11 protein-coding genes are annotated in these 12,704 nt (G+C 64.6%); 2 read left to right on the top strand and 9 right to left on the bottom strand.

The features are described from left to right. Positions 1-237: 237 nt before the first annotated feature. The 7 genes from FA94_RS00490 to FA94_RS00520 all read right to left on the bottom strand — a co-directional run bounded on the left by FA94_RS00490 (position 238) and on the right by FA94_RS00520 (position 9,581). Positions 238-2,055 carry a methyl-accepting chemotaxis protein gene (locus FA94_RS00490; protein WP_035545815.1) on the bottom strand — a complete coding sequence of 606 codons (1,818 nt, stop codon included), beginning with the start codon at positions 2,053-2,055 and terminating at the stop codon, positions 238-240. 367 nt (positions 2,056-2,422) lie between these two features. Next, complete coding sequence (locus tag FA94_RS00495) at positions 2,423-3,463, bottom strand: LacI family DNA-binding transcriptional regulator (protein ID WP_035545817.1); 1,041 nt, start codon at positions 3,461-3,463, stop codon at positions 2,423-2,425. Positions 3,464-3,642: 179 nt separating this feature from the next. Continuing rightward, positions 3,643-4,698: an ABC transporter permease gene (locus tag FA94_RS00500; protein WP_035545820.1), complete on the bottom strand. Its 1,056-nt coding sequence runs from the start codon at positions 4,696-4,698 to the stop codon at positions 3,643-3,645. Beyond that, a complete protein-coding gene (locus tag FA94_RS00505; RefSeq protein WP_035545823.1) occupies positions 4,695-6,290 on the bottom strand; it encodes a sugar ABC transporter ATP-binding protein in 1,596 nt (531 codons plus the stop codon). The genes FA94_RS00500 and FA94_RS00505 overlap by 4 nt, the downstream gene beginning before the upstream one ends. Before the next feature lie 361 nt (positions 6,291-6,651). After that, positions 6,652-7,614 (bottom strand): sugar ABC transporter substrate-binding protein, encoded by a 963-nt coding sequence (locus FA94_RS00510; protein WP_035545824.1) that lies wholly within the window; start codon positions 7,612-7,614, stop codon positions 6,652-6,654. A 334-nt stretch (positions 7,615-7,948) separates the two neighbouring features. Continuing rightward, positions 7,949-8,926, bottom strand: a complete 978-nt coding sequence (corA, locus tag FA94_RS00515) for a magnesium/cobalt transporter CorA (protein ID WP_035545826.1) — start codon at positions 8,924-8,926, stop codon at positions 7,949-7,951. 169 nt (positions 8,927-9,095) lie between these two features. Then, positions 9,096-9,581, bottom strand: a complete 486-nt coding sequence (locus FA94_RS00520; RefSeq protein WP_035545827.1) for a hypothetical protein — start codon at positions 9,579-9,581, stop codon at positions 9,096-9,098. 357 nt (positions 9,582-9,938) lie between these two features. On the opposite strand from FA94_RS00520, the gene cydX reads away from it, so the two are divergent. Both cydX and FA94_RS00530 read left to right on the top strand, forming a co-directional pair. Continuing rightward, a complete protein-coding gene (gene cydX, locus FA94_RS37525; protein WP_035545829.1) occupies positions 9,939-10,085 on the top strand; it encodes a cytochrome bd-I oxidase subunit CydX in 147 nt (48 codons plus the stop codon). Next, positions 10,082-10,702 (top strand): P-loop nucleotide/nucleoside kinase family protein, encoded by a 621-nt coding sequence (locus tag FA94_RS00530; protein WP_035545832.1) that lies wholly within the window; start codon positions 10,082-10,084, stop codon positions 10,700-10,702. Before cydX ends, FA94_RS00530 begins: the two co-directional genes overlap by 4 nt. 196 nt (positions 10,703-10,898) lie before the next feature. Here the strand turns inward: FA94_RS00530 and FA94_RS00535 are convergent, their stop codons facing one another. Both FA94_RS00535 and FA94_RS00540 read right to left on the bottom strand, forming a co-directional pair. Then, a complete protein-coding gene (locus tag FA94_RS00535; RefSeq protein ID WP_035545833.1) occupies positions 10,899-11,996 on the bottom strand; it encodes a saccharopine dehydrogenase family protein in 1,098 nt (365 codons plus the stop codon). A 244-nt stretch (positions 11,997-12,240) separates the two neighbouring features. Then, positions 12,241-12,699, bottom strand: coding sequence for an Lrp/AsnC family transcriptional regulator (locus FA94_RS00540; protein ID WP_035545836.1), 459 nt, complete (start codon positions 12,697-12,699; stop codon positions 12,241-12,243). Positions 12,700-12,704 lie beyond the last annotated feature (5 nt).

Here is a 12,704-nt window from a genome sequence, read left to right on the forward strand (position 1 = left end):
ACCGGATCATGGCGTCCGCCAGGGTGCAGGTTGCAGTCGGGTTGTGATCGTGTCGCAGTCGGGTAGCCATCAGGTTCGCGATCGCGGACCTGATTTGATGCGCCCATCATGAAAAAAACCGCGACTGCAGGCGCAATCGCGGTTTTGGTGTCAACGGGTGGCGATCATCCGCGACGCTACGCTTCGATCTGACGCGCCGCCGGGAATGAATGTTGCAGCGCGCCGGATCGAGCCGGATCAGAAGGTTTCCCAATCCTGGTCGCTGCCGGCGCTGGCCGTCGTCATCGCCTTGGCGGGCGCGCGCGCGGGTGCCGCGGCGGGCGCTTTGGGTGCGGTAGCGGCTTGCGGCGCCGCATGCGCGGGCTGCTGGGCAGCGGCCGGCGCGGCGGACTGTGACGTCGAATGCGACGTCGAATGCGACGCAGCCGCCGGACGCGACGTCTTGCGCGCCGCCGTCGAGCGCACCGGCGCACTCATCCGCTTCGGCGCGCTGACCGGCGCCTTGTAACCGCCTTCGTCGACCTGGAACACCGATACGGCGGTGCGCAGCTTGCCGGCCTGATCTTCGAGCGACGACGCGGCGGCCGCCGCCTCTTCCACCAGCGCGGCATTCTGCTGCGTCACTTCGTCCATCTGCGTGACGGCGCGCGCTACCTGGTCGATGCCGCTGCTCTGCTCTTCCGACGCCGCGGCGATCTCGCCCATGATGTCGGTCACGCGCTGCACCGCACTGATGATCTCGGTCATCGTGCGGCCGGCTTCGTCCACCAGCGCCGAGCCCGACTGCACACGCTCTACCGAGGTGTCGATCAGTTCCTTGATTTCCTTCGCCGCCGCCGACGAGCGCTGCGCGAGGCTGCGCACTTCGCCTGCCACGACCGCGAAGCCGCGCCCTTCTTCGCCGGCCCGCGCCGCTTCCACGGCCGCATTCAGGGCCAGGATGTTGGTCTGGAACGCGATCCCTTCGATGATCGAGATGATGTCGGCAATCTTCGCCGAACTCTGATTGATATCGCCCATCGTGCCGACCACCTGGCCGACCACCGCGCTGCCCTTGTTGGCGATCTCCGACGCATTGGCCGCGAGCGAACTCGCCTGGCGCGCGTTGTCGGCGTTCTGTTTGACCGTGCCGGTCAGCTGTTCCATGCTCGACGCGGTTTCCTGCAGCGCCGAGGCCTGTTCTTCGGTCCGCGACGACAGGTCGATATTGCCGGCCGCGATCTGGCGAGTGGCGGTCGCGATCGATTCGCTGCCGCTGCGCACCGTACGCACCGTTTCGGTGAGGCTGCGCTGCATCTTCGCGATGCCTTCGAGCAACTGCCCCATCTCATCACGCGACGTGACGATCACCGGGCGGCGCAGATCGCCGCCGGCGATCGCGTCGAAGTGGCCGAGCGCTTCGCCGAGCGGCCGGGCGATCGCGCGGCTGAGCGTCAGGTAGGAGAACGCGGCGGCGACCACGCCGAGCAGCAACGCGCCGATGCTGACGAGGCGGAACGTTTCGAAGCTGCCCTGCGCGGAGTCGTAACCGGCCTTCGCCGACGTGAACTGGTATTTGCGCAGCGCGTCGTCGGCGTTGGCGAGGTCGTTGTAGGTCGCCTGCAGGCGCTGGGCGTTGGCCACGACCTTCGGCTGGTCGCTCGCGGCGATCGTCGCCGAGAAGCCGTCCATGGTCTGGTGCAGCGTATCGCGCTTGCTGACCACGTCCTGCGCGAGCCGGTCTTCGTCGGGGTCGCGCGGCAGGTCCATATACTTTTTCCACCACATGTCGGACGTGGCGCGCATCGAGCGCGCCCGCTCCAGCGTCGGCGCCGCGTCGGGCGTGCCGATCATGAACGCGGCGCGATCGAGCGCGAGGCGTTCACGCGCCGCGAACAGCTCGGCGTTGCCGATATCGACGGCGCTCGGCATGGCGTTAGTGAAGGTGTCCTTGTAGGCGTCGTTCGAACGGCTCATGCCGAACAGACCGAAAACACCGATGGCAACCAGCAGCGCGGCGAGAAAAGCCATCGTAAGGCCAATCCGCGCCTTGATCGTGATGCCTTTGTTCAACATGCTTAATCCTGTACTTAGACGAAATGAGAGGCTGCGTACGCAGCGCGGGGTAGCGTGTGGCGTCTGCGTGTGGCGCTTATTGAGAGAGCGCTCTAATAGTCCCGTTTACGGCATTCCGACTGCATACTTGAAGGATTTATATAGTATGAAGAAAGCAGATGAAAGGAATTGGAAGGAATTACAAGAAGCTGACAGCGGCCAGCGTGTCACGGCGTGACGGAGGGAATGCAGAACACGTGAAGGTGTGTCGCTGTGGAGAAATAGGCGGGTTTTGAGCGTGCGGTGAAGGTTGAGCGGCTGACGCCGCCCTCGCTCCGATGCCTGAAGTGGCGCTATCGCCAATGCCGACGCTAACGCCGGCTCAGCCTCAGGCCGCCAGATCGCGCGTGGCCGCGCCGGCCCACGTCGCCGTGGATTCGCGCACGATCAGCCGTGGCGACACCACGCGCCGGCGGCCCGGCGCGCGCGGATTGCCCGCCGAGGTCCCGGCAATGCGTTCGATCAGCGTCTGCGCGGCCATATCGCCGAGCGCGCGCACCGACTGCCCGACCGTCGACAGCGCCGGGTAGGTGAAACGTCCCAACTCGATATCGTCGAAGCCGATGATCGAGCAATCGCGCGGCACGCTGATATTGCGCTCCGCCGCGGCGCGCAACGCGCCGATGCCCATCATGTCGTTACCCGCGAAAATCGCCGACGGCCGGACGGTATCGAACAGTTGCCCAGCCGCGCGATGACCGCCGGTGCCCGAAAAATCGCTCTCGACGATCGCATCGGGCGGAATTTCGATGCCCCGCTCCGTCATCGCGCGGATGAAGCCGTGCACCCGCATCGCGCTGACGGCCGTCTGCACCGGCCCGGTGATACAACCGATCCGCACGTGCCCCAGTTCCAGCAAATGACGGGTGGCCAGATACGCGCCCTTCTCATGGTCGATCTGCACCAGATCGGCGTTCAGACCTTCGATATTGCGGTCCACGATCACCAGCGGCTCGTGCGAGTCGGCTAGCGTCTGCGCGAGCACGGCGTCGTCGCCGGCCGACGCGACGATCAGCCCGTCGATGCGCTTCTCCTGCAGCACGCGCAGATAGTTACGCTGCTTGGCCGGATCGTCGTCGGAATTGCAGAAGAACAGGCAGTAGCCGTTGCGCGAGCAACCGTCTTCGATACCGCGGGCCATTTCCGCGAAATATGGGTTCGTGCTGTTCGGCACCACCAGTCCGATCGTCGCCGTGGCGCGCGCCTTCAGCGAACGGGCCACGGCCGACGGAACATAGTGAAGCTGACGGATCGCGTGTTCGACCTTCGCGCGCACGTCGGCCGACACCGGGCGCGAGTTGTTCACCACGTGCGATACCGTCGTGAAAGACACGCCCGCCACAGCCGCTACATCCTTGATCGTCGCCATAACCTGTTGCTCTCCTGCCTGTAGTTCCCGCGGTCGTTCCCGCCGTCCACGCCGCCTCGCGGCCCACCGGACGTCCTCATCGAAGACCGACCCAACCTATGAAAACCGCTGCCTGACCGCTCATGACACATCGGCTGTCCGGCTCACGCCGCAGCGTCAGCCCATCCGACTCCTGCAATTCACGCCCGCTTGCGGCGGCTGCGGTAGGTATCCAGCACCACCGCCACCACGATCACCGCGCCGGTGATCATCCGCTTGGTCGGCTCGTTCGCGCCGATCTGCGCGAGACCGGCCGCCAGCACCGAAATGATCAACACGCCGAAAAAGGTGCTGATCACCGAGCCGCGTCCGCCCATCAAACTCGTGCCGCCGATCACCACCGCCGCGATCACCTGCAACTCCACGCCGACGCCCGCGTTCGGGTCGGCCGCTTCCAGACGCGAAATCTGGAACAGCGCGGCGAGCCCCGCGAGCGCGCCCATCAGCGCGAACACGATGACCTTGTAGGGCCGCGGATTGACGCCCGCGAGCCGCACCGCTTCCTCATTCGTGCCGATGCCGACCAGATAGCGGCCGAACACCGTGCGCGTGAGCACCAGTTGCGCGACGATCATCACCGCCACCGCGATCAGGAAGGCCGGCGAAATGCCGAGCGCGATCGGGTTCGACAGAAAATCGAACGCGTCGCCGATATACGCGGTGCGCGAGTTCGTCATCTGGTACGCCATGCCGCGCGCTGCTTCGAGCACACCGAGCGACACGATGAACGACGGAATCCGCCAGCCCACCGTCACCGCGCCGGTGATCGTGCCGGTCAGCGCGGCCGCGGCCACGCCGAGCAACGCCGACGGAAACGGCCCCCAGCCCCACTTCAACGCCGCCACGCTCACCACCGACGCGCCCAGCGCCAGCACCGAGCCGACCGACAGATCGATCCCGGCGATGATCAGCACGAAGGTCATGCCCACCGACATCACCACCAGATCCGGAATCTGGTTGGCGATCGTGCTGAAGGTGTCGTACGTGAAGAAGTGCGAACTCAGTACGGAAAACAGCGCAATCATGGCCAGCAACGCGCCGGCCAGACCCAGATAGTTCGACAGGCCCAGCCGCGTACCGGCCGGTTTGCCGCTCGCGAGCGGCGCCGACGGATCGGCCGGCGGCGTCACGTTCGCCGTGCCCTGGCTGCCTTGCTGGCCGCCGCCCTTCTTGTCCGGCAACGATTGATCGTTCATGAGCCACTCCCTGCCTGGTGGGTATCGGGGGCGTGCAGCAACGCTTCGCGGCTGCGGTAGCCGGCAAATGCCGCGGCCAGCAACGCATCCTGCGACCAGCTATCGCGCTCGAACACCCCCGTCATGCTGCCCGCGGACATCACGCCGATCCGGTCGCAGATCAGCATCAGCTCACGCAGGTCGCTCGACACCACGACGAGCGCGCGCCCTTCCCGCGCCAGCGCGCCCATCAAGCCATAAATATCGAACTTCGCGCCGACGTCGATGCCGCGCGTGGGTTCGTCGAATAACAGCACGCGGCAATCGCGCGCCAGCCAGCGGCCGATCACGACCTTCTGCTGATTGCCGCCCGACAGCTCGCCGACAATCTGCGCCGGGCCCGAGCTGCGAATCCGCATCGCGTCGATCTGCCTCTGCGCGAGCGCGTTCTCGCGCTTCGCGTCGACCACGCCATGCCGCGCCACGCTGCCGATGTTGCCGAGCGAAACATTGGCCGCGATCGGCTGCGGCAACAGCAGGCCTTCGCCCTTGCGGTCTTCGGTGATCAGCGCGATCCCCGCGCGCACCGCGTCCGACGGCGAATCGATCCGCACCGGCGTGGGCACGGCGCCCGGCGTCGCCGCCAGCGCCACGCTGCCGCTGTCTTTCTGATCGGCGCCGTAGATCAGCCGCATCAGCTCGGTGCGCCCCGCGCCGATCAGACCGCTGATGCCGAAAATCTCACCCGCGCGTACCTCGAACGACACGTCGCGCACCACCTTGCCGCGCGCGAGCCGGTCCACTTTCAGCAACGGCGCGCCGATGTTGCGCACGCCCAGATCGATCCGCTCGCCGAGTTCGCGACCCACCATCCACGTGACGATCTGGTCGCTCGTGAGGTTGGCCATCGCGTCGACATGCACCAGCCGGCCGTCGCGCAACACCGCGATCTGTTCCGCGACCCGCGCCAGCTCTTCGAGCCGGTGCGAGATGTAGACCAGCGCCACGCCGCGCGCCTTGAGACGGTCGATCTGTTCGAACAGCAGATCGACTTCGCGCGCGGTCAGCATCGCGGTCGGCTCGTCGAGGATCAGCACGCGGCAGTCGTCGATCAGATTGCGCGCGATTTCCACCATCTGCTGATGACCGATGCCGAGTTCGCCGACCAGCGTGTCCGGGTCGATCGCATCCAGCCCGACCTGCGCCATCGCCATGCGCGCATCGTCACGCAGCTTGCGGCCGTCGATCCAGCCGAAACTGAACGCACCCGCGCGCGGCAAGCGGTTCAGGAACAGGTTTTCGGCCACCGACAAGGTCGGCAGCAGATTCAACTCCTGCATCACCATGCGCACGCCGAGCCGCTCGGCGTCGGTGCGGCTCGACGGCGCGTAAGGCTCGCCGCCGAGGCGCATCGTGCCGGCGGTCGGGTCCACGAGCCCGCCGATAATTTTGGACAGCGTACTCTTGCCCGCGCCGTTCTCGCCGGTCAGCGCCAATACCTCACCGGCGCGCAGCGACAGCGAGACATCGGCGAGCACCGGTTCGGCATAGGTCTTGCCGATACCGCTGACGGACAGTACGGCAGGCAAGGCGTCGTGGTCGGTTGAATCCATTGCAATCCTGGTTCATGGCGGCCGGACCGGCCTCACGCGATTTCGCTCGCATGAAGCCGACGCCGGCCGCCACGTGTCATGCCGGCCCAATGCGCGGAATGCGCGGGCGCCAACGGCCGCGCCCCTCCCGCCGCGCAGCCACCGTCATGACGCTTACCTCTGGATTTAACGGCGGCCCGGCAGGTTTCTTGAGCGTTTATTGAATAGACGCGAATTCACGCGTTGGTGCGATGCAGACTGCATGCAGCGGCGCCGGCGCGATTTCGCGTGGCTGAGACGGCCTCCCGGGCGATGTCGCCCGGAAGGTTGACTACCTGATTACTCGATTACTCGACTGCCTGACTGCCTGATGGCGTGACCCTTACTTCGTCACCAGATCGCACGGCGTTTCCACCACGCCGGACAACTGCGATTGCTTCTTGTGCTCGCTGATCGCCTTCAGCGCGGTATCGATACCGAACACGGCCTGCTTGGCGGCGTATTGATCCGCCGTAGCCAGTACACGGCCGTCTTTCAGCATCGGCTTGATCGCGCCGATGTTGTCGTAGCCGACCACCAGCACCTTGCCTTGCTTGCCGGCCGCGCGCACCGCCGAGACTGCGCCGATCGCCATGTTGTCGTTACCGGCGAGCAGTGCCTTCAGGTTCGGATATTCATTGAGCATGGCCGACGCGACCGCGTTGCCCTTGTCGATTTCCCATTCACCCGATTGCACCGACACGACCTTCGCGCCGACCGTCTGCATCGCGTCCTTGAAGCCCGCGGTGCGCTGTTGCGCATTGGTGGTGGTCGATACGCCTTCGATAATGCCGACCTCGTCGCCGGCCTTCAGTTTCTTCGCCAGGTAGTCGCCGACCTTCTGCGCGCCCTTGCGGTTATCCGGGCCGACGAACGGCACGTTCAGGTCCTTCGACTTGAGCACGTCCGGATCGAGCCGGTTGTCGATGTTCACGACGATGATGCCCGCGTCCACCGCCTTCTTGACGACCGGCACCAGCGCTTTCGAATCAGCCGGCGCCAGCACGATCGCGTCGACCTTCGAGACGATCATCTGCTCGACGATGCGGATCTGGTTGGCGGTATCGGTCTCGTCCTTGATACCGTTGGTGATCAGGTCGAACTGGGACGGGTTGTGTTTCTGATAGTCCTTCGCGCCGTTTTCCATGGTCAGGAAAAACTCGTTGGCGAGCGACTTCATCACCAGCGCGACTCTCGGCTTGTGCGCGGGCGCGCTCTGCGCGTACGCGGACGACAGCGGCAAGCCCGCGGTAGCGGTGACGAGGACGGCGGCCGTCAACAGGCGGCGGCGAATGCGTTGGTTCATGCACATCTCCAGGGTTGTCGGGCTCTAACAGGAGCCGTATTTTTAGCAATGCGCAAACGTTTGCGAGGCCTATTCTCAGCGTAGTCTTTCCGGAATGTCAACGATTCACGGTGTTGCAACGCACCGGGTTGCCGCATGCGCGGCGGTGCGTTGCAGTCGATCGAATCGAACCGGCGCGCCGGGTAAGCGCGCCGGCAGGCTGAGTGTGGCAAGGATCCCTCGCTCGGTCCGCGCGTAGTCGTTTTGCCGCCGGCTGCAAGATCGACAGCCGGCGGGCCGCTTATGCTGGACTTTTATTGCGTGCGGTGCAAGCGGGGACAACGAGAGGCACGCGTTACAGCCAGCCCGCCTTGCGGAACCGCCAGTACAGCACGCAGTCGACCCCGAACATCACGGCCAGACACAGCGGATAGCCGTACTTGTAGTGCAGTTCGGGGATGCTCTGGAAATTCATTCCGTAGATGCCGGCGATCATGGTCGGCACCGCGAACAGCGCCGCGAACGAACCGAGCCGCTTGGTCACCTCGCTCTCGGCCAGCGAGATCATGCCCAGATTGACCTGCACGGCGGTGACGACGAGTTCACGGCGGCCGTCGATGATCTTGACGATCCGTTCGAGGTGATCGTAGACGTCGCGAAAGTACGCCTGCATGCCTTCGCAAATGCTCGGAATGCGTCCGCCGGTCAGCTTGCTGATCGCTTCCTGCAACGGCGCGATATGGTGTTGCAGGATCACGAGGCGGCGTTTGAGCGAATACAGCTCCTGAATGATTTCACGCGACGCCGCCGAATTGTTGCGCTCGAAAATGCGGTCTTCGAGCGCTTCGATCTCCGTGTTCAGCGCTTCGATGATCGGGAAGTAACGATCGACGATGTCGTCGGCCAGCGCGTACAGCACGAACGCGGAACCTTCCTTGAGCAGTTGCGGCTCGCGCTCGCAGCGGGCGCGCACGTTCTGAAAACCGGCACGCGAGCCGCGGCGCACGGAGAGCACATAGTTTTTGCCGACGAACACGTCGACTTCGCCGATCAGCAGTTCGCCCTCCTCGTCCATTTCGACGGTGTGCATGACGGCGAACAGCGACTCGCCGTACTCCTCGATCTTGGGGCTCTGGTGACCGTTCTGCGCGTCTTCGATTGCGAGTTCGTGGAGGTTGAACTCCTGCTTCATCACGGCCAGTTCGGCCGGCTCCGGGTCTTTCAGCGCGACCCAGACGAAACACTCGGGCCGCGCTACGTAGTCGCTGATGCTATCGATGTCGATATCGGCCAGCTTTCTGCCGTCCTGATAGGCGGCGCAATTGATCAGCATGATGGATTACCTTGAAAACGGAAACAGACCGCCGGGGTTCGCAGGGTGCGTGCCTGGCGTCGGGATCTGCGGGAGTTGAGTCGACGTATCCGCCATGTTAAAGGCGCAGCGTGAACGTCTTGTATTCATTTGTTAAACGTGGCTTGTCGGGCCTGGCGCACGGCGGTCGTTACTGGGCGACCCGGCGCAGCGCGATGCGATGCTCTTCGTTGAAGACGATCGACGCGCGGTTCGTGTAGCGCGTGTCCGCCGTCACCGTAAAGCGCATTTCGACGACCGGATCGAACTGCGTGGACACGCCGATGCGATGCACGCCCGGGCTGAGATAGAAGACCACGTGCTCGCCGTTCATCAGATCGGTGACCTGCTCGCCGTCGATATACACCAGAGCATCGCGAAAGCGCACGATCACGTCGCGCGAACGTTCGCGCCGCACGTCGACCGCGACGAGTCCGTCGCCCCGCTCGGTGTAGCCGGGCTGGATGATGCGCGCGGCCGGCACCGCCTTGAACGGCACCGGCTCGGCCGGCGCGGCGGCGCAACCGGCAAGCAGCGCGACGCTCAACGTGACGGCCGGCACGACAGCGGACGTGGCAGCCGACGCGGCAAGCGCGAGCAACGCAGCCCGGAAGTGGCAATGCAGGCGCTGAGGCATGTGGTTCTCCCTGGTGGTCGGTTGTCGTGCCGGGTTTTGTTATGGGTATGTTGGATGTTGATTTGCCATCCTGAATGCTCCCGCTTACACATTGCCAGGCATGATAGCAACGCGCGGCCGTTCTGCCACCCTGGCCGGATGGCCAACCCCGGCCCGACCTCACCCCGCCCTCTTGCATGACGCCGCATTCTTCTTCATGATCGCTGCAAAGGGACGCTTGCGCAGGTCCGGCGCGTTACGGATTTACCCTCGGTTGCAAGGCGCACCAGCCTCGCTCGTCAGCATGGTCTTCGCCATCGCGTCTATGCGCAATGCGTCACTATGCGCATCGGCGGATAGTCGATCAAGGAGATTGCAATGTGGTACTTCACCTGGATTCTCGGCATTGGTGTGGCGCTGGGCTTCGGCATCATCAACGTGATGTGGCTGGAAGCCGGCGGCAAGTTCGCGCGTGACCCGCAGCTCGGCGCCGCCTCGGCCGCGCCGGAGGACAAGTCTGCGTGACTTATCTGGTGTTCGTTTGCGGTCACGCGGGCGCGGGCAAGACCACGCTTGCGAAAAAGCTGTTCGGCCCGCTGACGCAGGCGAGCGGCACGCCCTTCTGCCTGCTCGACAAGGACACGCTCTACGGCGGCTATAGCGCGGCCGCGATGGCCATGCTGACCGGCGACCCGAACGACCGCGACAGCCCGCTGTTCCTGCAGCATCTGCGCGACCCGGAATATCGCAGCCTGATCGACACGGCCCGCGACAACCTCGAACTCGGCGTAAGCGCGCTGGTGGTCGCCCCGCTGTCGCGCGAAGTGCGGGAACGGCGCCTGTTCGATCGCGCGTGGCTGGGGGTCGGCGAGAAGGTCACGCTCAGGGTCGTGTGGGTCGATACGGAGGAAGAAACCGCGCATCGGCGTATCGTCGAGCGCGGCAATCCGAACGACGCGTACAAGCTCGCGCATTGGGACGAATACCGGCAGCGCCGCTTCGTGCCGGACGGCGAAGTGTGCGACGATCTGTTGACGTTCGACAATACCGCGCCAACTTCGGCGGATTACGAGGCTTTGCTCGCGCGGATTATCGGCGAGCCTTATCCGGCGGCTACGATGCAACCGCCGTTGCCGGTGTAGCTGGCGTTGGCGTTGGCGTTGCACTTACGCAAGCAAGCGCGGTTTGAAAGTCACCTCAGCGTCACCCTCAACATCGCCTGACATCGCGCGAACCTCCCGCAAAAACAAAAACGCCCCGCATGACTCACCGTCAATGCGGAGCGTTTCCACGACCCTCGGCTCAAAACCTCCCCACGTCTCGCAACGCAGCCCAGCCTTAAACCGTCGCCATCGTATCCAGCGACTGCCCTTCATACAGCTGCCCAAACCGGTTCGCGAGGAAGTCGCGCAGCGACACCTGCTCCTGGCGCACGAAACCGCTTTGCGGCAGCTTCTTCTCGCGGAACAGGTCGAGCACCGCGCACATCGCGCCGGCCGTGGTGATCTGGATCGCGCTCATCGGCACGCCGCACACCGTCTTCGCGAAGATCTTGCGGGTGAACACTTCCTGCACCAGTTGACCGTCACGCATGCCGCTCACGGTGATGAACACCAGCACCACGTCCTGCGCGGTCGACGGCACCGAACGGCGCATGATGTTCTTCAGCGTGTCGCGGTCGGTGGCGAGGCGCAGGTCTTCGAGCAGGAACTGCATCAGATTGCGGTGGCCCGGATAGCGCACCGACTTGTAGTCGAGCGATTCGACGCGGCCCGCCAGCGTTTCGCACAGCGTGCCGAGGCCGCCGGACGTATTGAAGGCTTCGTATTCGGTGCCGTCGAGCGAAAAATGTTCGAGGCCTTCGAGCGGCTGCACCCACTGCGTGCGGCTGTCGCGAATCGCTTCGCACGGCTGGCAGTACTCGTTGATCAGACCGTCGACGCTCCACGTCAGGTTGTACTTCAGCGCATTGGTCGGGAATTCCGGCAGCGCACCGACCCGCATCTTGACGTCGCGGATTTCGGTAAAGCGGTTCGCCAGTTCGTGCGCCGCGATGCCGATGAAGCCCGGCGCGAGACCGCACTGCGGCATGAACGCGTGATCGGCCGTCTCCGCGATTTCACGGATCGCCGAAGTGGCGCGCACGTCTTCGGTCAGGTCGAAGTAATGCACGCCCGCGCCCTTGGCCGCCGACGCCACGTTCACCGCGAGGTAATACGGCAACGCGTTGACAAGCGCGTCGAAGCCATGCACGGCGGCGCGCAGCGCGGCGGCATCGGCGGAGTCGACTCGCTGCGTCGGAATCCCCTGGGCGGCGAGCTTGTCGAGCGCGTGCTGATCGCGGTCGAACGCGACGACTTCGTAGTCGCCGGTCTCGCGCAACATGTGGGCGATGGTGTGACCGATCAAACCTGCGCCAACGATGGCTACTTTCATGCGCTTCTCCTGATTCTCTAACTGCTGTCTCCAGCTTGGGAAGTGCGCTGCGCTGTGGCGCTGCGCCCGGCGGGCTGAACCCTTGAGCAACAGTTTAGGGAGAAGCAAAAACACTTCATACGCGCAAAATGCTGCGATATGACCATGAACTTCGACGTTATGACGAACCGATCAGTCGATATGTCGAAAAGTTGTTAAAACGGCGTAAACGGCAAGGGCCGACAAGAGACGACGAGCCACCCGCTCACACCGTACCGCGATCGATCTTGCGCGCCAGAATGATCGAGGTCGTCGTGCGCTCCACGCCCTCCAACCCGCCGATCTGATCGAGCAGATCGTTCAGCCGGTCGGGCGAATCGGCGCGCAGCCACGCGACGTAATCGAACTCGCCGCTCACCGCGCACAGCAGTTGCACTTCCGGCATCTTGCCGAGCCGCTTCTGCACGGCTGGCCCGTGCCTGGGCGCGATGATGATGCCGACATAGGCGACGATGCTCGAGTCGAGCACGTCCTGCCCAAGCCGCACGCTATAGCCGGCGATCACGTTGCTGCGTTCGAGCCGCGCGATGCGCGCAATCACGGTGGTGCGCGCCACGTCGAGCTGGCGCGCGAGATTGGCGACGCTTTCGCGGGCGTTGGCTTGCAGCAGCGCAACGAGGTTGCGGTCGAGGTCGTCGAGTTGGTCGAGGCGCGGAGGTCTCATCGCGG

Origin of the sequence: Burkholderia sp. 9120 (assembly GCF_000745015.1) — a bacterium.
Lineage (GTDB): Bacteria > Pseudomonadota > Gammaproteobacteria > Burkholderiales > Burkholderiaceae > Paraburkholderia.

What these genes read in the sequence shown, in the direction of transcription:
- FA94_RS00520 (WP_035545827.1), bottom strand. Translation starts at nt 9,581, where the DNA reads ATGCCTCAGCGCCTGCATTGCCACTTCCGGGCTGCGTTGCTCGCGCTT.
- FA94_RS00490 (WP_035545815.1), bottom strand. Translation starts at nt 2,055, where the DNA reads ATGTTGAACAAAGGCATCACGATCAAGGCGCGGATTGGCCTTACGATG.
- cydX (WP_035545829.1), top strand. Translation starts at nt 9,939, where the DNA reads ATGTGGTACTTCACCTGGATTCTCGGCATTGGTGTGGCGCTGGGCTTC.
- FA94_RS00505 (WP_035545823.1), bottom strand. Translation starts at nt 6,290, where the DNA reads ATGGATTCAACCGACCACGACGCCTTGCCTGCCGTACTGTCCGTCAGC.
- FA94_RS00500 (WP_035545820.1), bottom strand. Translation starts at nt 4,698, where the DNA reads ATGAACGATCAATCGTTGCCGGACAAGAAGGGCGGCGGCCAGCAAGGC.
- FA94_RS00495 (WP_035545817.1), bottom strand. Translation starts at nt 3,463, where the DNA reads ATGGCGACGATCAAGGATGTAGCGGCTGTGGCGGGCGTGTCTTTCACG.
- corA (WP_035545826.1), bottom strand. Translation starts at nt 8,926, where the DNA reads ATGCTGATCAATTGCGCCGCCTATCAGGACGGCAGAAAGCTGGCCGAT.
- FA94_RS00535 (WP_035545833.1), bottom strand. Translation starts at nt 11,996, where the DNA reads ATGAAAGTAGCCATCGTTGGCGCAGGTTTGATCGGTCACACCATCGCC.
- FA94_RS00510 (WP_035545824.1), bottom strand. Translation starts at nt 7,614, where the DNA reads ATGAACCAACGCATTCGCCGCCGCCTGTTGACGGCCGCCGTCCTCGTC.
- FA94_RS00540 (WP_035545836.1), bottom strand. Translation starts at nt 12,699, where the DNA reads ATGAGACCTCCGCGCCTCGACCAACTCGACGACCTCGACCGCAACCTC.